This window comes from Amycolatopsis sp. lyj-84, assembly GCF_046549075.1.
In the GTDB taxonomy this organism is placed as follows: Bacteria; Actinomycetota; Actinomycetes; order Mycobacteriales; family Pseudonocardiaceae; genus Amycolatopsis.
Genome location: NZ_JAJPWO010000003.1, coordinates 280,070 through 298,066, shown reverse-complemented (window position 1 = coordinate 298,066; position 17,997 = coordinate 280,070). Strand labels below are relative to the sequence as shown.

Here is a 17,997-nt window from a genome sequence, read left to right as displayed (position 1 = left end):
TTCAGTTACCACCCTTCGCGGCGCTGCGAACGAACAGCAGGCCGCCCTTGGGACCGGGCACGGCGCCCTTGATCAGCAGCAGGCCGTCTTCGGCACGCACCGCGTGCACGGTCAGGTTCTGCGTGGTGACCCGGTCGTTGCCCATCCGGCCCGCCATGCGCAGGCCCTTGAAGACGCGACCCGGGGTGGCACAGCCACCGATCGAGCCGGGCTTGCGGTGCACGGCCTGGGCACCGTGGCTGGCGCCCTGGCCCTTGAAGCCATGACGCTTCATGACACCGGCGTAGCCCTTGCCCTTGCTGGTACCGGTCACGTCGACCTCGATACCGGCCTCGAACACCTCAGCGGTGATCTCCTGGCCGACCTCGTAGGTCTCGGCGTCGGTGGTACGCAGCTCCGCAAGGAAACGACGCGGGGTCACGCTCGCCTTGTCGAAGTGGCCGGTGCGCGGCTTGTTCACCCGGCGCGGGTCGACCGCACCGAAAGCCAGCTGCACGGCCTTGTAGCCGTCGGTTTCCTGGGTCCGAACCTGGGTCACCACGTTCGGGCCGGCCTGCACGACGGTCACCGGGACGACCCGGTTGTTCTCGTCGAAGACCTGGGTCATGCCGAGCTTGGTGCCCAGGATGCCCTTCACTTGCCTGTCAGACATGAGTCTCTTACTCTCCGCCGCTCGCCAGCCGCTACTGGATGTTGACGTCGACGCTCGCCGGCAGGTCGATGCGCATGAGCGCGTCGACCGTCTTCGGCGTCGGGTCGAGGATGTCGATCAGACGCTTGTGCGTGCGCATCTCGAAGTGCTCGCGCGAGTCCTTGTACTTGTGCGGCGAGCGGATGACGCAGTAAACGTTCTTCTCGGTGGGCAGCGGCACCGGCCCGACAACACGGGCGCCGGTGCGCGTGACCGTCTCGACGATCTTGCGCGCCGAGGTGTCGATCGCCTCGTGGTCGTAGGCCTTGAGCCGGATGCGGATCTTCTGTCCCGCCATGGTGGCTGCGTTCCTTGTCGTCTCGTGCCGCTTTGTCTCTTCAAACCTCGGTCGTGCCTGAGGTTTTCCCAGTTCAACGGCCCTGTCTCCGGTCCACGCGGTCGGGCGTGTCGTGCCCGACGCACAGACGGATCCCGTGGGATCTTCGTCTTCCTGGTCTTCCTCATGTGAGGAGGCGGTGATCCGGCCGTGCCGTCTCAACCACCGCGCCCGCTGGCCTCACCCGAAGGAAGAGCTCCACGGACCATGGCTACTCATACCAGGGCGGCCGGAACCCGTGTTCGGAAAGAACCGCGGATTCGGCCGCCCCAGGACGAGCAACCTGAATAGTGTCGCACACGTGATTTGACGCCCCTTACCCGGGGGTGTAATGCCCCCGGGCGGGGCGTCTAAATCACTTGGTGATCTTGGTGACCTGGCCGGCGCCGACGGTCCGTCCACCCTCACGGATGGCGAAACGCAGACCCTCGTCCATGGCGATCGGCTGGATCAGCACGACGCTGATGTCCGTGTTGTCGCCCGGCATGACCATCTCGGTGCCCTCCTTGAGGGTCACCACGCCGGTCACGTCCGTCGTGCGGAAGTAGAACTGCGGGCGGTAGTTGTTGAAGAACGGGGTGTGACGACCACCCTCGTCCTTCGACAGGATGTAGACCGAGCCCTCGAACTCCGTGTGCGGGGTGGTGGTGCCCGGCTTCACGACGACCTGGCCGCGCTCGACGTCCTCGCGCTTGATGCCGCGGACCAGCAGACCGACGTTGTCGCCGGCCTCACCCTGGTCGAGCAGCTTGCGGAACATCTCGACACCGGTGACGGTGGTCTTGGTCGACTTTTCCTTGATGCCGACGATCTCGACCTCTTCGTTCACGTTGACGCGGCCACGCTCGATACGGCCGGTCACGACCGTGCCACGGCCGGTGATCGTGAAGACGTCTTCGATCGGCATCAGGAACGGCTTGTCGAGCTCACGCACCGGGTCCGGCACGTTCTCGTCGACGGCCGCCATGAGCTCGAGAACACTCTCGCCCCACTTGGCGTCGCCCTCGAGGGCCTTCAGGCCGGAGACCTTGACGACCGGAGCGTCGTCACCCGGGAAGTCCTGGGAGGACAGCAGCTCGCGGACCTCGAGCTCGACGAGCTCCAGGATCTCTTCGTCGTCGACCATGTCGGCCTTGTTCAGCGCGACCACGATGTAGGGCACGCCGACCTGCTTCGCGAGCAGCACGTGCTCACGGGTCTGCGGCATCGGGCCGTCGGTCGCCGCGACCACGAGGATCGCGCCGTCCATCTGCGCCGCACCGGTGATCATGTTCTTGATGTAGTCCGCGTGACCGGGGGCGTCCACGTGGGCGTAGTGACGCTTCTCGGTCTGGTACTCGACGTGCGAGATGTTGATCGTGATGCCGCGCTGCTTCTCTTCCGGCGCGTTGTCGATCTGGTCGAACGCCGACGCCGTGTTCAGCTCGGGGTACTTGTCGTGCAGAACCTTGGTGATCGCCGCGGTCAGAGTGGTCTTACCGTGGTCGACGTGACCGATGGTCCCGATGTTGACGTGCGGCTTGGTCCGCTCGAATTTCGCCTTCGCCACTGGAATGTCCTCCTGGACTGTTTTGCTTACTCACCGGCCGACGTGGCTGTCGTCGGACGGAGATTCGTTTCTCGGTGGGTGGTGCGGACGTTCAGGAGTTTTCCTTATGCCCGCGAGCGAGAGGGAACTACTCCCCTGTCGCCTTCGCGATGATTTCCTTCGCGACGTTCGCGGGAACCTCGGCGTAGGAGTCGAACACCATGGAGTAGTTGGCCCGCCCCTGGGTACGCGACCGCAGGTCACCGACGTAACCGAACATCTCCGACAGCGGGACCAGTGCCTTGACGACACGGGTACCGGCGCGCTCCTCCATGGCCTGGATCTGGCCACGGCGGGAGTTGAGGTCGCCGATCACATCGCCCATGTAGTCCTCGGGCGTGGTGACCTCGACGGCCATCAACGGCTCGAGGATGACCGGGTTGGCCTTCCGCGCGGCTTCCTTCATCGCGATGGAGCCGGCGATCTTGAAGGCCATTTCCGAAGAGTCGACCTCGTGGTACGCGCCGTCCAACAAGGTGAACTTCAACCCGACGAGCGGGTAGCCGGCCAGCACGCCGTACTGCATGGCGTCCTGCGCGCCCGCGTCGACCGACGGGATGTACTCCCGCGGCACGCGGCCACCGGTGACCTTGTTGGAGAACTCGTAGAGGGCACCGTCGGTGGACTCGAGCGGCTCGAGCTTGACGATGACCTTCGCGAACTGACCGGAACCACCGGTCTGCTTCTTGTGCACGTAGTCGAGCTTCTCGACCGTCTTGCGCACCGTCTCGCGGTAGGCGACCTGCGGCTTACCGATGTTCGCCTCGACCTTGTAGTCGGACTTCATCCGGTTCACCAGCACCTCGAGGTGCAGCTCGCCCATACCCGCGATGATCGTCTGGCCGGTGTCCTCGTCCAGGTTGACCTGGAACGTCGGGTCCTCTTCGGCCAGCTTCTGGATCGCCAGGGACAGCTTCTCCTGGTCGGCCTTGGTCTTGGGCTCGATCGCGACGCGGATGACCGGCGCCGGGAACGTCATCGACTCGAGGACGACCGGGTTCTGCGGGTCGGCGAGGGTGTCACCGGTGGTGGTGTCCTTCAGGCCGATGACCGCGTAGATGTGGCCCGCCTGGGCCTCCTCGACCGGGTTCTCCTTGTTGGAGTGCATCTGGAAGAGCTTCCCGATGCGCTCCTTGCGCTCCTTGGTGGCGTTGATCAGCTGCGCGCCGGAGGAGACCTTGCCCGAGTACACCCGGATGTAGGTCAGCTTGCCGAAGAACGGGTGCGCGGCGATCTTGAACGCCAGAGCGGCGAACGGTTCGTCGACGGACGGCTTCCGCAGCACCGGGGTCTCACCGTCGGGCAGCGTGCCCTCGACGGCGGGGACGTCCAGCGGCGACGGCAGGTAGTCGATGACCGCGTCGAGCATGGGCTGAACGCCCTTGTTCTTGAAGGCGGAACCGGTGAGCACCGGGTACGCCTCGCGGTTCACGGTGAGCTTGCGGATACCGGCCTTGAGCTCGGCTTCCGTCAGCTCCTCGCCCTCGAGGAACTTCTCCATCAGGGAGTCTTCGGTCTCGGCGATGGCCTCGACCAGCTTCTCCCGGTACTCGGCCGCCTTGTCGGCGAGCTCGGCCGGGATCTCCTCGACGGCGTAGTCCTCGCCCTTCTGGACCTCGCCGCGCCAGGTCAGCGCCTTCATGCGGACCAGGTCGATGACGCCTTCGAACTCGTTCTCGGCGCCGATCGGCAGCTGGATGACCAGCGGGCGGGCGCCGAGGCGCTCCTCGATGGTGCGGACGGTGAAGTAGAAGTCCGCGCCGAGCTTGTCCATCTTGTTGACGAAGCAGATACGAGGAACCTCGTACTTGTCCGCCTGACGCCAGACCTGCTCGGACTGCGGCTCGACACCTTCCTTGCCGTCGAACACGGCGACGGCACCATCGAGCACGCGGAGCGAACGCTCCACCTCGACGGTGAAGTCGACGTGACCCGGGGTGTCGATGATGTTGATCTGGTGATCGGCCCAGAAGGTGGTGGTGGCAGCCGAGGTGATGGTGATACCCCGCTTCTGCTCCTCCTCCATCCAGTCCATGGTGGCGGCGCCATCGTGGACTTCACCGATCTTGTAGTTGACCCCGGTGTAGAACAGGATCCGCTCGGTGGTGGTGGTCTTACCGGCGTCGATGTGGGCCATGATGCCGATGTTGCGGACCTGGTTCAGGTCGGTCAGCACTTCACGTGCCACGAGAGTGTTCCCCTGTCTCAAAATTGGGGCCCGGCAAGGCTTTGATCGGCAGCCGGGCGGTCATCACCAGCGGTAGTGCGCGAAGGCCTTGTTGGACTCGGCCATCTTGTGCGTGTCCTCGCGCCGCTTCACGCTGGCGCCGAGGCCGTTGCTCGCGTCGAGGAGCTCGTTCTGCAGGCGCTCGATCATGGTCTTCTCGCGGCGGGCCGCGGAGAAGGAGACCAGCCAACGCAGGGCGAGGGTGGTCGAACGGCCCGGCTTGACCTCGATCGGCACCTGGTAGGTGGCACCACCGACGCGGCGGCTCTTCACCTCGATGGTGGGCTTCACGTTGTCGAGGGCGCGCTTCAGCGTGACGACCGGGTCGGTGCCGGTCTTCTCGCGAGCTCCTTCGAGGGCGCCGTAAACGATGCGCTCGGCCAGGGACCGCTTGCCGTCCTTCAGCACCTTGTTCACCAGCTGGGTGACCAGCGGGGATGCGTAGACGGGGTCAGAGATCAGCGGCCGCTTCGGGGCCGGACCCTTGCGGGGCATTAGCTCTTCTCCTTCTTCGCGCCGTACCGGCTGCGCGCCTGCTTACGGTTCTTGACACCCTGGGTGTCGAGCGAACCGCGGATGATCTTGTAACGGACACCCGGAAGGTCCTTCACACGACCACCACGCACGAGCACCATCGAGTGCTCCTGCAGGTTGTGGCCCTCACCGGGAATGTAGGCGGTGACCTCGATGCCGCTGGTCAACTTCACACGAGCGACCTTGCGAAGCGCCGAGTTCGGCTTCTTGGGGGTTGTGGTGTACACGCGAGTGCACACGCCACGCCGCTGCGGGCTCCCCTTGAGGGCCGCGGTCTTCTGCTTGGCAGCCTTGTCCTGGCGGCCCTTACGGACCAGCTGCTGGATCGTGGGCAATGGACCAGCTTTCTGTTCGCGATCTTGCTACTACGTGTCTGTCTCCGGCCCCCGCGGTCGGGCGTGTCGGCCCGCGTCACGGTCTTTCGACCGGTAACTTCCCGTAGGGATTTTCCGTCGGATCCCGTGTTGGCGAAGCCTTGGAACCGGATGCCTGAGCATCCCGTTCATGCCGCACGGCACACGGGACGGCCCGACGCCTGCCGGGCACGGTCTCCAAAGATACCCGCCCACTGACAGGGCGACCAAATCGGGGGGTCGATAACTATATCGTGCCGGGCGTCACGCCGCGGCCACCCTGATGGAACGGCGTTTCGGGCCGTTTCATTCCTCGTCGGCCCCGACGTGGTCCGCTCATTCCTCGTCGGGCTTGGCGTGATCCGCCCGGCCCGGATGCGGATCCCGATTGAGGTCGATCAACGGATGCACGGGAGCCCCCTCCGGCGCCGCGTGACTCCCCCGCCGGGGTTCCTCGGTGCTTTCCTGCTGCTCGGCGTCCACGACGCCCTCCCCTCACTGTGCTGATACCGCCTTACTCGGCGAACCACGCTACCTATTCCCCTGACGGGTGAGCCGGATGGATCCGGAAAGCACACCATCGCGTCCAAGCGGCGAATGGGTCACGATGACACCGGTCACAGTGATGACCGGTTGACGCAGCGCAAGCACGGGAGGGTCCATGTCGGCCGAGTTCGAACAGCTGGTCGCGGAATTCGAGAAGTTCCAGTCCAAGATCAAGAAGGCCGAAACGCAGTTCGCGAAGGTCGGCGAAATGCAGGCGGAACTGGCGGAACTGGAGTCGGTGGCGGCGTCGCCGGACCGTTCGGTCACCGTCGTCGCGGGGCCGGGCGGGTCGGTCAAGGACATTCGCCTGAGCCCGGAAGCCCTTAGGCAGCAACCACAACAGCTCGCCGCCGCCATTCTGTCCACTTTGCACACCGCGGTGGCCGACGCGGCGCGGAAACAGGCGGGGATCGTCGACGAGCAGTTCGGCGGGACCTTCCACCTGAACGTCGAAGAGCAGGTACTCGAAGCCCAAGCGGAAGCGTTGGGAACCACAACCGCCGATCTGCGGTCTCAGATGTCGGAGGAGCCACCACCGGAGGCCGCCCGCCCCGCCCGCCGACCTCGGAACGAGGACGACTTCAGCGAGGAGACGGTGCTCCGGCGGTCGGACGAAGCGACTCCCGGCCAGCCGCCGGCGGGCGGGAACTCGGCGGGTGACCAGTTCCTCAAGAACCTGTTCGACGAGGAGGACCACTGATGACCGGACCAGGCGCCGGCGGGCACGCGGTCAAGACGCAGGCCTTGACCGACTACGCGAACAACCTCGGTTACTACAAGGACGAGGCGGGCAAGTTCGGCGGCCTCGTCGACCAGGCCGACGTCACGGACAAGTCGTGGGGCCTGATCGGGCTCGCGGTGAAGCAGACCTACACGGGCAAGCTCTCCGACCTGCGTGAACTGCTCGAACTGATGAAGACCGGGGTCGATGCCTTCTCCGGGAAGCTCAACCAGGCCGCGTCGATCTACAACGGCTTCGAAAACGACGCGACGATCACCCTGGGGAAGTACGAAGCCAGGATCGACGGACCGAAGTGAGCTGGGGGACGGCATGACCGACGAGAAGGCGAGCATCGCCGGCGGCGTCAAGATCACGGGTGACGACAGTTTCGGCAAGAACGCGCTCGACGCGGCGAAGAAGGTGCCGGTCGCGGGCAAGGGCGTCACCACCGTGGCCAACGCCTACGAGAAGTTCAGCACCGCGCAGGGCCCAGGCGACCTCGCGGCCGCGGGCGGGCAGCTGGTGCAGGACGGCGCCGGGTTCATCGCGGGCGCGGGCGCGGACCTCGCGAGTTTCGTGCTCGACCCGGTGGGCTGGCTGGTCAGCAACGGCCTGAACATCCTGATCGAGCTGATCCAGCCGCTGCAGGACGCGCTGCACTTCGTCACGGGGGACGGTCCGGCGCTCAAGACCGCGGCGGGCAACTTCGGCAACATCGCCAAGGGTTTCGTCACGCTGGCCGACGACTTCGTCAAGACCGGCGACGAGTCGCTGAAGGACTGGGTGGGCGACGCGGGTGACGCCGCTCGCAACGCGCTCGGCGACTTCGCCGTCGGCATCAAGGGCATCGGCAACAGCGCCGGGACGGTGGCCGAGACGCTGCAGATGTGGTCGATGGTGATGACCGTCATCGAAGAGGTCGTCAAATCGATCATCTCCGAACTGGTCACCTGGGCGATCTACATCTGGCTGCCCGCGCTGGCCGCGTCCATCGTCAGCCTCGGCTCCTCGGTGGCCGCCGCGATGACCGCGACGATCGCCAAGGCCGCGAGCGCGATGGGCAAGATCACCAAGCACCTCGGGAAGCTCGGCAAGCTGCTCGACAAGTTCATGGGATTCATGCTCAAGTGGACCGATGACCTGGTCAAACAGGGTTCGAAGCTGACGAAGGCCGGCAAGATCGGGATGACGCCCGGTCAGGAGAAGTCGATCGTCGGCGCGATCGCCAAGGGCTCCAAGACGCAGCTGGGCACGTTCGGCGATGCCGCGGCGGACGTCCTCAAGGGCGTGCCGAACCAGGCGATCAAACAGGTGGTCGGGGTCAATCCGGCCGACATCTCGAAGGGGTCGGCGTACGCGGGCAAGGCCGGCTTCGACTTCGTGAACAAGACCATCGACAACTCGAGGACCACCATCGCCGGGCAGGAGTACGGCCGCACCGGCGGGCATCACAGCGAAGAGGAGACCCGCGAGAACCTCGACATGGACCAGTAGGGTCGCCCGATGGACGATCAGGCCGGGCCGTGGCTCGTCGCCGGTGGGTACGCCCTGGCTCTGGCGCTGCTGTTGCTCGGCGGGCGGTTCGACGGACGGCGGCCCACGGCGGCGGCCGTCAGCTACGCGCTCTGCGGGATCCTCGTCTCCGAGACGTCGCTGTACTGGCTCTCGGCCGGGTCCGGCAGCGCGGTGCCCGGCTGGCTGTGGTTCGCGTTCCCGCTCGTCATCGCGGCTCTGGCGGCGTGGCGGGGCTACCGGCAGAAGACGTGGATCCGCAGGCTCGACGGGTCCGGCGAGCCGAGTTTCGGCGTCCTCCCCCAGCGCGGCATCGCCGTCACCCACGCGTCCCCCGAGTCCGTGGTGACGGCGGTCGAGTTCGGGCACAACGGGCATCGGCTGCTGGGCGTCGAGTACCGGCTCGGCGGGTCGGAAGGCTTTCCGGAGTTGGCCAGGACAGCTGACCTGATGGACGGGACGTACGCCCTGATCCAGCTGCGGACGCCCGTCGTGCCGTCGGTCGTCATCACTCCCGTCATCGGTGCTTTCGAGCCGGAGCGGTTCACGCCGCTGGAGGACGCCCGCATCACGCGCAACACCGTCGGGGCGCCGAAGCCGGATGCGCTGCTGCAACGGTTCGAGACCGGTACGGAGTTCGACCGCCGGTTCACCGTGACGACGTCCGATCCGGAGTTCGCGCGCACCCTGCTCACCTCGGCTGTCCGTGAACTGCTGGGCGGCGATCCGTGGTTCCGGGTCCGCGAAGTGGCTTTCCACGGCGGCTCGCTCTGGGTCTCCGAAGCCGGGACGCTGACCGAAGAAATGATGCTCGCCGACTCCCGCCGTCTCGCTGTCCTGGCGTCCACAGTGGAGTGGCAGGATGCGGATTTCCGCGCTGTCGCAGCGGCTTCCGACACGAGCGACGCCGGATGGCTCGGCGGACGACGGGGTCCGCTCGCCGGGCTCCGCGGTCCGCTCAACCGGCGACGGGAAGCGGCCGGCCGTCAGCCGCTGTCCTCACTGTCGCTGGTGGCGCGTTCGGTCGTCGCGCTCGCTCTGGTGCTGCCGGGGCTGGCGCTCGCGGTGAACTCGCTGACCGCGTTGGCCGGGCTCGCTCCCGAGGCGCGGCTCACCGTGACCGCGACGCTGCGGGCGGAGGCGGGCACGTCGAGCTGCACGAGCTGTGGCAACAGCAACCTGGTGGACGGCACCTACGAACTCGACGGCGAGACGCACGAGGTCAAGGACCTGTGGTGGATGTCGTTCGGGACGTTCCCGGACAGGGGCGACGTCGTCGACATCGCCGTGACGCCGCTGTGGTGGCATCCGCTGATCGAAGGCAAGGACACGGGCGTCTTCCTGCTGCTGATCGGCCTGGCCCCAGTCCTCGCCGGCTCCCTCCTCGCGAAGGCGACCTACGCCCCGCGCCCGCGTCGGTCCGCGTCGCGTTTAGCGGGCTAAACGCGATCCGACAAAGCCTGGGCCAGGGGCTTCGCGAAGTAGTAGTGGGCGTAGGGGTCGTCGTTGAAGGGCTCGACCTCGTCGTAGCCGAGGCGCGCGTACAGGGCCCTCGCCTCGACGAGGTCGCTGCGGGTGTCCAGGCGGATGGTCGTGGCCCCCAGGCCGCGGGCGACGTCCTCGGCGGCGTCCACGAGCAGCGCCGCGCCACCCTTGCCGCGCTCGGACCGCCGGAGGAAGACTCGCTTGAGTTCGGTGATCTCGGGCGTCATGACCCTGAGCCCGGCGCAACCTGCCAGGACCCCATCGCGCCACGCGAGGAGGAAGGCGCCCTCCGGCGGAACCAGGTACCTGCTGTGGTTCTTCTCGAGCAGGTCGTCGAGCTCTTCCTCGTCGACCTGGCGCTCGTAGTAGCGGGACGCGATCTCGTCCAGGTACTCGCGCAGCAGCTGGGCGGCGTCCGGGTGATCGACGGGGGTGACTTCGAAGGTCCAGCTCATGCCCCCATTCTGCCCAACCCGGCCACCGATTTTCCCCGCCCACCGGATCGCGATTAGGGGGCTAAAGTCGCCGCGCGAGGCCGGGACCCAAATCGCACTTTGCCCGCTAAAGTCGCCGCGCGGCGCTGGTCAGGAGGGGGCCAGGCGGCCGGCGCAGGTGGCGACCTCACCGGGGGTGGACTTCTCCGACGTGACGACGGCGCCGCCCACGGCCACCCGGCATTCGACGGTGCCTTCGCCCTGCCCCATCAGCTGGACGGTCGGCGGCGTGCCGGTGTTCTTCCACGTGAGCTCCTTGCGCCACGGCAGCGTCACCTGCAACTCCTGATGCACCAGCCCCAGCCCGTTCGAGTCGTAGACCACGGTCGCGGTCCCCGTCCCGACGAGCTCATAGGCGATCTGCCAGTCGTTCGACACCGGCTGCGGCTGCGCCTGGCTCAGCGTCCGGGTGATCGTGCGGTCCGGCTCCCGCGACGGCGCGGCGCCGGTCGGCTCCCCGACGACGGCCACGCCCTCGGCCTGCGGTTCCTCACCGCCGTTGAGCAGCACCACACAGGTCGCGAGCGCGGCCACCACGATGCCCGCGATGGCGACGCGCCCGATCAGTTGTCTGTCGGCCATCGGTTCTCCTCACCGAAAGCGGCGGCGCGGCCCGAGAGCCGCGCCGCCACGGAAGTCAGGACGGCAGCAGCCGGCCGGGGACGCCGTTGAGGGACTGGATGAGGCCCAGCACCGGGACGCCGAGCGGCGCGAACGTCCAGATGTTGTTGAGGTCGCTCGTGTCGGGTTCGTCGACGACAACGACATCGCTCGGGGCAGCCTGCACGGCGAGTGCGGGAGCGGCCGAGCCGAGCACGACAAGGCCGGCGAGCGCCGCGCCGGTGACCGCGCGGACGAGGGTCTTCTTCATGAGATTCTCCTTTGCTGGTAACGGTTTTACGAAATCGGCGTGATGATCCCGTAGATCGGGGCGAGCAGATCGGTGGGCACGGGGACGCCTGCGCCGAGCAAGCCGCCGAGGTCGAGGCCGGGGATCAGCCACACGGCGGGGTTGCCGCCACCGGTCGGCAGACCCGGCAGCGGGTCGGCCGAGGCGACCCCGCCGGCGAGTCCGGACAGCGCGCCCGCGACGGCGAGCGGCAGCAGCACACGGGCCGCGATTCGCTTCATCTCTTCTCCCTTTTTTCCTTACCGCTGCTGGAATCGAGCGGAATCCTTCATCGCAGTACCGAGCTGATCGGCACGATCGTGCCGTCGGGGATCCATTGCCCCGCGTAGTTCCGGTCGGCGATCATCCCGACGGCGTGCGGCTCGCCCGGGTACATCGGCATGGCGTTGACCTGTGCCGCCGCGAAGATCTGGACGTCGCCGTTCAGCGACTTCCACTGGTCGCCCAGCCAGTTCCGGAATCCGCCGAGCGTCGGGCTTTCGCCACCGAAGGCGTTGCCCGCGGCGACGGCGAAGCTCACGGCGACCTGCTCGCGCGGGTCGAACCTCAGCGGGAGCGAGGAACTCGCGACGGAGTTGACTATCGGCCCGTTGAGCAGCCAGGGCGCCAGGTACAGGCCGTACTGGTGGGTCGGCTTGAGCCGCTGGGACTCGGCCGCGCGTGTCATCGCCGTGTAGCCGCCCGCCCAGCCGGACACCACGACCAGCGCGGTGTTCGGGCCCGCCTCGGCCTGCACCGGGAGCCCGGAGCGCGCGGCGGTCTCACGGACCAGCCTCGCGGCCGCCACACTGCGCGGCGAAGTGTCCTCGACGAGGGTGAGCGCGGATGGCTTGCGCGCGGCGAGGAACTCGACGAGTTTGACGAGCGAACCGCTGTCCTCGCCCGAAAGCGCGTCCGCGGGACACGAGGTGAGGACTTCGCGGCGGTCGGCGATCAGGCCGCCCAGCGCGGCCGAAGCGCACTCGGGCGCGTCCGCCTCCAAGATGGTGGGTCCTTCTTCTTCGCCCGCGTCGACCTCGATCGTCGTCTTCGCCCCGCCGCGACTGATGATCAGCTCACTGCGGCCCTTCGGCAGGTCGACTTCGGCCCAGGTCCCCTCGGCCCCGGGACGCACGATGGCCTTGCCGATCAGGCCGCCTTCGATTCCGGCGGACAGCTCGTCACCCGCGCTCGCGGGGAAATGGACGAGGTTCTTGCCCGGCCGCTGCGGGCTCACCAGCACCGGGAACTGACGCTCGCCGACGGACGCCTCGGCGAGCAGAGCGACGCCGGGAATCGGCAGGGCGGCCGGTTTCGGGATGGCCGCGAGGGCGCTCCACGCGACGAAACCGATGGCCACGGCGGCCGCGCCGAAGCGGTAAGCACGCGTGGATTCCTTACCGGAGAGGAAGAATCCGGCGACAACGGTGGCGACGACCGGCAGTACGGCGATCACCAGCAACGCGACGCCGAAGAGCGTTTCGTAGATCCGGCGGTCCAAGCCGAGTCCCGAGGAGAACAGCTGGACCGCACCCGCGACGACGAGAAGTCCGCCCAGTGTCAGGGAAAGCGGGCCGAGCCGGAAGTTCGTCTGTCGCCACTGGTCGGCGGGCACCCACCCGGAGAGAACGGTGACGCCGAACCACAAGGCCGCCGCGGCGACGTAAACGGTGTCGATGGCGAATTCGACGCCCGTCCGCCCCAGCGAGGTTTCGAGCACCACCAGCGCGGCGAGCGCGAGGGAGGCCCAGCGTCCGGCGGACGGCCACCGGACGAGGACCGGGATGGCCAGCGCGAGCACGAGATGCATGATCAGCGCGATGACGTTGACATCGGTCGCGAAGGCGGAAACCGCCGCGAGGACCGCGGAAACCCCGCCGAGCACGGCGATGGTGAGGTTCAGGCGCTTCGGCAGTTCGCCCACGAGCGGGCGCAGAATCCCGGTACCGGCGAGGAAAGCGGTCGCCAGCAGGAGGCCGAGCCGAAGCAGGACGAGGGCGATGTCGACTCCGGCGGAACCCGAACTCGCCGGTATGACGTGGTGATCCATGGGGACCTTCTCCGAACATGTCGGCGGGGTCGTGGGTGGCGGAGTGTGCCCACCACCCACGACCTTCCGCGCCGAGCAGGGTTACTTGAGATCCGCGTCAGCCACGACGAAGAGTTCCGAGTGCGGCTTGGCGTTGCCGAAGGACCCGTGTGGCCAGGTCTTCCGGTTGAAGTTGATCCCGACCTGTCCGGTGAACTCGTCCCGGAAGTTCTGGTCGACCGCGAGCTTCCCGTCCTGGGCGAGGTTCAGCAGGTTGACCTTGTGGTCACCGTCCAAACCGGACCGTGCGACGAAGTAGTTCGACACCGCGAGGTGCTGCGGCTTGTCGGTCTCGTGGTAGTAGCCGTCGTCACCGAGCACGAAGTTGTCGTACGCGCCCCAGTGCGGTCCGCCACCCGAGGTACCCGGGTTGATCGCGGCCGCGCCGACGACGGTCGGCAGGTCGCCGCCACCGCCCTGCTGGGACTTTTCCTTCGTGTCGATCCGGCCGTTGATGTTCTCGACCTTGTCGCCCGCGGCGAGCAACTTCTGGATGTCGAGGATGTACACGCCACCGGTGGTGCCGGGGTCGTCCGGGCCGAGCGCGCCCTTCGACCGTCCGGTGATCGCGCGGTAGAGGTACTTGTCGTCGGGGCTGGTCTGGATCCAGCCGCCGTTCGACCCGCCACCGTTGGAGTCGTTGTTCGGGTGGATCGCCTTGTTCGCGGCGCCGTCGTCGAACACCTGGATCCAGTGCGGCTCCTTGGCGGTGATGTCCGGCGTGTAGAACACCGCGCCGCCCTGCATGGTCTGGGCGAACGCGCCCTTGTGACCGGGCAGGTTGGTCACCGTGGTCTCCATGACCGCGCGGCTTTCGGCGTGCAGCGGGTCCGCGGGATCGGCGCGCGGGCCGTCCGGCAGGTACGAAACCGCCTTGAGCTTCGGCTTGTTGCGATCGGAGATGTCCCACGTGCGGACGGTCGGCCGCCGCAGGTACGGCGACGGCTGCTTCACCGGGTCGAGAATGATGTTGCGCGGCTCGGCGTAGTCACTGGTGACCAGGGTGTTGAGGTCCTCGCGCGCCTGGATGCCGTGCGGGTTGGCGCAGGTCGGCTTGTCCAGCTGCGGGAGGTTGTCGCACAGCTTCTTGTTGTCGCCCTGCGGCGTGGCCGCCGGGGACTCGGAGAGCACCTGTGCGTTCTGGTCGAAGCGGACGACCTCGCCGGGGCTGCCGGCGAAACCGTTGCCCACCACGGTGGAACCGTTGGCGTAGGTGTGCGGGCCCGGCACGACCGGGCCGCCCATGTACGTGCCGTACGCGGTGCCGTCCTTGAGCACCCAGTACGCGTCCGGCACGGAACCACCGAGGGTCTGGGTCGGGAGGCTGACGCCCTTGAGCTTCAGTTTCGGCAACGCGGAGACGTCGAAGGCGTACGTCGCGGCGGCGAACAGCGCGCCGGCGTAGATCGTGTCGCCCTTGTGCCACACGTATTGCATGTGGTGTGGCTCGTTCTCGACGAGCGGCCCGACGGTGGCGGTGTTGACGACCTTGCCGTAGGTCGGCGAGCCCTGCGTCGCGTCGATCACGGCGAGGAAGTCCGGGCCGGGCAGCGCGTTCTTGATCTTGTTCAGGCCGCCGCCGAGTGAACCCGGCAGGTTCTTGATGTCCTTGACCAGGGTGTCGGCGATGTTCTCGTCACCGGCCCAGACCAGCAGCCACTTCTTGCGCTGGCCGTCGGCACTCCGGGACGCCGCGACATCCTTGGACACCAGGTGGTTCTGGACCCAGTACTCCTTGCCGTCGGCCGCCTTCTTCGCGTCCTTGACGACCTGGACGTCGGCGTACGCACTCGTCGCGGAACCGGTATAGGTCACCGTGCCCACGGCGAGCGCCGCCGCCATGGCGCCAATCACCACTTTTCGCCACTTGGGCGAGTTGGATAGCATTCTTTCTCCCTGTTTTCGCTACCGAAGCGCCAGACAATTGGCACACCTCTCCCCTCTTTCGCGCAGGCGTCACCGACACGGATCAGGGGAAAGCAATCAACCGCCGGTTCGAGCAGGGAACCGTTGCGGCACAGCGGAAAGCGTCAGCGCACGAAGAACAGGCGCATCCGTTTCGGATACGCGAATTCATTGACGACGCGACGAGCCGGAATAGATCAGGAATCCATACACAGCGCGCTTGCTTGCTGCCGCAAGTCAACGTGCCGGCGCCACACCAAGGCGACTGGGGATTGCATGGGCGAAATACTCGTGTGAAGCCGCCCGAGTGTCAATCTCGTGATCAAAGAATGGGACATGCCACGGTCGAGTGAATTTCCCACGATGCGGATACGCCATTAGGCCGAACGGGTGGCGATATTCCGAGCACTGGGAATTAGGCCACCTGGCGGCACTACTACAGGTCACAACGGCCCAGTAACCTGCGTCCAGCGAACACTGGGCCGTTACGAGTTCGTTATGCGATCCGGGGAACTCTGGTGGATCCGCAGGTCCACGAGGCCCTTGGAGGCTCGCCGATGTCGCGCCGACGATCCTGCACGAGATCCGGTACCGCGGGCAGCACAACTTCGTCGGCCGGAAGATCGACGGGTACGTACGACCGTTCCGGCAGGCCGCGGAGGGGCCGCGCACGGCGCAACGGCGGCTGCTGCGGCGGGGCTACATGCTCAAGATGTACGACTGCTACCGGCCGCAGCGCGCCGTCGACCATTTCGTCCGGTGGGCCGAGGACCTGTCCGACGAGAAAATGAAGGCGGAGTTCTATCCGAACGTGGCGAAGGACCGTTTGTTCGCCGACGGGTACATCGCGGAGAAGTCCGGGCACAGCCGCGGGAGCACGGTGGACCTGACGATCGTGAGGCTGCCGCAGCGCCCCTTTCGGCCGGGCGAGGCGCTGAAGCCCTGCTTCGCGCCGAACCGGTTCCCGGACAACATGGTCGACATGGGGACCGGGTACGACTGCTTCGACACGCTCTCGCACACCGACGATCCGCGGGTCATCGGCGAGGCCCGGATGAACCGGCAACTGCTCAAGGGCACGCTCGCGGCAGCCGGGTTCCGGAACCTCGCCGAGGAGTGGTGGCACTACACGTTCAACGGGGAACCCTTCCCGGACACCTACTTCGACTTCCCCGTCTCCCGGCACTCCCTGACCTGTACTTCTCCCACTCCGGATCGCGTTTAGCCCGCGAAACGCAAGTCGCGCCTCCTCGCCAGCCGGATCGCGATTAGGGGGCTAAACGCACGTCGGCGGTGGGTCAGGCGGGGCCGCAGAGGGCTTGCAGCTTGAGGGCGGCCAGGGCGTCGTCGATGGGGTGCGGCGTTCCCTCGGCGTCCGGCTTGGCCCACCTCACCAGGTTCATTGCGGCGGAGAACTGCCGTCCGCCGTCGGGGCGGGTCCAGGCCATCGTCAAGGCTCCCCAGACCGTGCCGTCGTGGCCCCAGAAGGTGCCGTGACCGGGGTTCTCGGTCTTGTACAGGCCGAGGCCGTAGTCGAGCAGCCGCCCGTCCTGCGCGATGACCGGGACCGTGCGCTGCATCTGCGCCAGCGATGACGGGCTGACGATCTCGCCGCCGAGCAGCTTGCCGTAGAAGCGGTTGAGATCCTCGACGGTCGAAATCAGGCCCGCGCCGGTCATCACCCAGGACATCTCGTAGACGCTGTAGTCGCGCGGCGGATCGATCGCCCCGAACAGCGCCTCGTATATCCGCGAATGTGGCTCCTCGATCCTCGGACCGACGGGAAACCCGGTATGCGCGAGCCCAGCCGGCTCGATGACGGAGCGAGCGATGTGCTTCTCGACCGGGGTGCCGGTCACGTGCTCCAGGAGCTCACCCAGGAGCAGGTAGTTCGTGTTGGAGTACACCCCGGGAGTGTTTCCCGGCTCGCCGGTGGCGGGTGCGCCGACGCCCATCTCGATCAGCTCGGCCGGGCGGAACTGCCGGAACCGGTTGTCGTCGAGGCTCCCGGGAGCGAGTTCCTTGAGCGACGGGAACGCGTACGGCAGGTACTCGGCGAGGCCGCTGGTGTGGTTGAGCAGCATGCGGACCGTGATCCGGCGGCCGCGCTCACCGGGGACCAGCCGCGGCAGGTAGTCACCGATCGGCGCGTCTAGCCCGATCCGCCCGCTCTCGACTTCCAGCAGAACCGCGGCGGAGACGAAGGTCTTGGTGATGCTGCCGACTCGCTGGCGCATACCGGTCTCGACGGGACGGCCGGTTTCGAGGTCTGCGACTCCGGAGGCGCCGCGCCAGACCTGCTCGCCCGCGCGTACTTCGGCGAACACACCCGGCACGCCTGCCCGGTGGACACCGTCCAAAGCGGACTGCAGCTCCGCGGGGTCGAGGCCCGTGTTCTTGTCTGTCGCTAGGGGTTCCATGTCGACCATCCTTTCGATCGACAGTCCCGGGATCGCCCGCCATCCGTCGCGCATCCAGGCGGATACCGCACCGATCGTCGCCCCTGCCTCCGGATCGCGATTAGCCCGCTAAACGCAAGTCGCGCTCCCCCGCCGCCAGATCGCGATTAGGGGGCTAAACGCACGTCGTGCGGGAGGGAGGAGCGGAGCGTGGGGAAAGCAAAGCG

General features: G+C 67.1%; 18 protein-coding genes and 1 pseudogene. 5 read left to right on the top strand and 14 right to left on the bottom strand.

Annotated features, from left to right (window positions below; all coding sequences use genetic code 11):
- Position 1: 1 nt before the first annotated feature.
- The 7 genes from rplC to ACLJRM_RS11490 form a co-directional block, all read right to left on the bottom strand.
- Complete coding sequence (gene rplC, locus ACLJRM_RS11520; RefSeq protein ID WP_061979959.1) at positions 2-652, bottom strand: 50S ribosomal protein L3; 651 nt, start codon at positions 650-652, stop codon at positions 2-4.
- 31 nt (positions 653-683) lie between these two features.
- Positions 684-989 (bottom strand): 30S ribosomal protein S10, encoded by a 306-nt coding sequence (gene rpsJ / locus ACLJRM_RS11515; protein ID WP_003102098.1) that lies wholly within the window; start codon positions 987-989, stop codon positions 684-686.
- A gap of 394 nt (positions 990-1,383) precedes the next feature.
- Positions 1,384-2,577, bottom strand: coding sequence for an elongation factor Tu (gene tuf, locus ACLJRM_RS11510; RefSeq protein ID WP_101612165.1), 1,194 nt, complete (start codon positions 2,575-2,577; stop codon positions 1,384-1,386).
- Positions 2,578-2,704: 127 nt separating this feature from the next.
- Positions 2,705-4,804, bottom strand: a complete 2,100-nt coding sequence (gene fusA / locus ACLJRM_RS11505) for an elongation factor G (protein WP_101612164.1) — start codon at positions 4,802-4,804, stop codon at positions 2,705-2,707.
- Between the two features lie 63 nt (positions 4,805-4,867).
- On the bottom strand, positions 4,868-5,338 hold the full coding sequence (rpsG, locus tag ACLJRM_RS11500) for a 30S ribosomal protein S7 (RefSeq protein WP_005166770.1): 471 nt from the start codon (positions 5,336-5,338) through the stop codon (positions 4,868-4,870).
- Positions 5,338-5,712, bottom strand: coding sequence for a 30S ribosomal protein S12 (gene rpsL / locus ACLJRM_RS11495; RefSeq protein WP_003102113.1), 375 nt, complete (start codon positions 5,710-5,712; stop codon positions 5,338-5,340). Before rpsL ends, rpsG begins: the two co-directional genes overlap by 1 nt.
- A 354-nt stretch (positions 5,713-6,066) precedes the next feature.
- Positions 6,067-6,213, bottom strand: a complete 147-nt coding sequence (locus tag ACLJRM_RS11490; protein ID WP_020633314.1) for a hypothetical protein — start codon at positions 6,211-6,213, stop codon at positions 6,067-6,069.
- Positions 6,214-6,391: 178 nt separating this feature from the next.
- On the opposite strand from ACLJRM_RS11490, the gene ACLJRM_RS11485 reads away from it, so the two are divergent.
- From ACLJRM_RS11485 to ACLJRM_RS11470, 4 genes are read left to right on the top strand one after another with little or no spacing between them, the layout of a single operon-like run.
- Entirely contained in the window at positions 6,392-6,976 is a 585-nt protein-coding gene (locus ACLJRM_RS11485) for a YbaB/EbfC family nucleoid-associated protein (protein WP_101612163.1), read from the top strand.
- Positions 6,976-7,314 (top strand): hypothetical protein, encoded by a 339-nt coding sequence (locus ACLJRM_RS11480; RefSeq protein WP_101612162.1) that lies wholly within the window; start codon positions 6,976-6,978, stop codon positions 7,312-7,314. Before ACLJRM_RS11485 ends, ACLJRM_RS11480 begins: the two co-directional genes overlap by 1 nt.
- 13 nt (positions 7,315-7,327) lie before the next feature.
- Positions 7,328-8,491 carry a hypothetical protein gene (locus tag ACLJRM_RS11475; protein ID WP_101612161.1) on the top strand — a complete coding sequence of 388 codons (1,164 nt, stop codon included), beginning with the start codon at positions 7,328-7,330 and terminating at the stop codon, positions 8,489-8,491.
- A gap of 9 nt (positions 8,492-8,500) precedes the next feature.
- Positions 8,501-9,952, top strand: a complete 1,452-nt coding sequence (locus ACLJRM_RS11470; RefSeq protein ID WP_410662987.1) for a hypothetical protein — start codon at positions 8,501-8,503, stop codon at positions 9,950-9,952.
- Here ACLJRM_RS11470 and ACLJRM_RS11465 read toward each other — a convergent pair.
- The 6 genes from ACLJRM_RS11465 to ACLJRM_RS11440 form a co-directional block, all read right to left on the bottom strand.
- Positions 9,949-10,449 (bottom strand): GNAT family N-acetyltransferase, encoded by a 501-nt coding sequence (locus ACLJRM_RS11465; protein ID WP_410662986.1) that lies wholly within the window; start codon positions 10,447-10,449, stop codon positions 9,949-9,951. The genes ACLJRM_RS11470 and ACLJRM_RS11465 overlap by 4 nt on opposite strands.
- Before the next feature lie 129 nt (positions 10,450-10,578).
- Positions 10,579-11,070 (bottom strand): MmpS family transport accessory protein, encoded by a 492-nt coding sequence (locus ACLJRM_RS11460; RefSeq protein WP_101612158.1) that lies wholly within the window; start codon positions 11,068-11,070, stop codon positions 10,579-10,581.
- Positions 11,071-11,125: 55 nt separating this feature from the next.
- Positions 11,126-11,359, bottom strand: a complete 234-nt coding sequence (locus tag ACLJRM_RS11455) for a hypothetical protein (protein WP_101612157.1) — start codon at positions 11,357-11,359, stop codon at positions 11,126-11,128.
- A gap of 26 nt (positions 11,360-11,385) precedes the next feature.
- Positions 11,386-11,619, bottom strand: coding sequence for a hypothetical protein (locus ACLJRM_RS11450; RefSeq protein ID WP_101612156.1), 234 nt, complete (start codon positions 11,617-11,619; stop codon positions 11,386-11,388).
- 47 nt (positions 11,620-11,666) lie between these two features.
- Positions 11,667-13,427 carry a hypothetical protein gene (locus ACLJRM_RS11445; RefSeq protein ID WP_410662985.1) on the bottom strand — a complete coding sequence of 587 codons (1,761 nt, stop codon included), beginning with the start codon at positions 13,425-13,427 and terminating at the stop codon, positions 11,667-11,669.
- An 81-nt stretch (positions 13,428-13,508) separates the two neighbouring features.
- Entirely contained in the window at positions 13,509-15,308 is a 1,800-nt protein-coding gene (locus ACLJRM_RS11440) for a hypothetical protein (RefSeq protein WP_410663177.1), read from the bottom strand.
- 613 nt (positions 15,309-15,921) lie between these two features.
- Between ACLJRM_RS11440 and ACLJRM_RS11435 the strand changes: the two are divergent.
- Positions 15,922-16,596, top strand: a pseudogene (locus ACLJRM_RS11435) (M15 family metallopeptidase); the annotation flags it as partial.
- A gap of 73 nt (positions 16,597-16,669) precedes the next feature.
- Here ACLJRM_RS11435 and ACLJRM_RS11430 read toward each other — a convergent pair.
- Positions 16,670-17,791, bottom strand: a complete 1,122-nt coding sequence (locus ACLJRM_RS11430) for a serine hydrolase domain-containing protein (protein WP_410662984.1) — start codon at positions 17,789-17,791, stop codon at positions 16,670-16,672.
- Between the last annotated feature and the right edge of the window lie 206 nt (positions 17,792-17,997).

Coding starts and splice junctions, on each gene's coding strand:
- ACLJRM_RS11450 (WP_101612156.1), bottom strand. CDS start 11,619: ATGAAGCGAATCGCGGCCCGTGTGCTGCTGCCGCTCGCCGTCGCGGGC.
- ACLJRM_RS11465 (WP_410662986.1), bottom strand. CDS start 10,449: ATGAGCTGGACCTTCGAAGTCACCCCCGTCGATCACCCGGACGCCGCC.
- ACLJRM_RS11475 (WP_101612161.1), top strand. CDS start 7,328: ATGACCGACGAGAAGGCGAGCATCGCCGGCGGCGTCAAGATCACGGGT.
- ACLJRM_RS11470 (WP_410662987.1), top strand. CDS start 8,501: ATGGACGATCAGGCCGGGCCGTGGCTCGTCGCCGGTGGGTACGCCCTG.
- ACLJRM_RS11455 (WP_101612157.1), bottom strand. CDS start 11,359: ATGAAGAAGACCCTCGTCCGCGCGGTCACCGGCGCGGCGCTCGCCGGC.
- ACLJRM_RS11430 (WP_410662984.1), bottom strand. CDS start 17,791: ATGGAACCCCTAGCGACAGACAAGAACACGGGCCTCGACCCCGCGGAG.
- ACLJRM_RS11445 (WP_410662985.1), bottom strand. CDS start 13,427: ATGGATCACCACGTCATACCGGCGAGTTCGGGTTCCGCCGGAGTCGAC.
- ACLJRM_RS11485 (WP_101612163.1), top strand. CDS start 6,392: ATGTCGGCCGAGTTCGAACAGCTGGTCGCGGAATTCGAGAAGTTCCAG.
- ACLJRM_RS11480 (WP_101612162.1), top strand. CDS start 6,976: ATGACCGGACCAGGCGCCGGCGGGCACGCGGTCAAGACGCAGGCCTTG.
- rpsJ (WP_003102098.1), bottom strand. CDS start 989: ATGGCGGGACAGAAGATCCGCATCCGGCTCAAGGCCTACGACCACGAG.
- ACLJRM_RS11460 (WP_101612158.1), bottom strand. CDS start 11,070: ATGGCCGACAGACAACTGATCGGGCGCGTCGCCATCGCGGGCATCGTG.
- ACLJRM_RS11440 (WP_410663177.1), bottom strand. CDS start 15,308: ATGGCGGCGGCGCTCGCCGTGGGCACGGTGACCTATACCGGTTCCGCG.
- rplC (WP_061979959.1), bottom strand. CDS start 652: ATGTCTGACAGGCAAGTGAAGGGCATCCTGGGCACCAAGCTCGGCATG.
- rpsG (WP_005166770.1), bottom strand. CDS start 5,338: ATGCCCCGCAAGGGTCCGGCCCCGAAGCGGCCGCTGATCTCTGACCCC.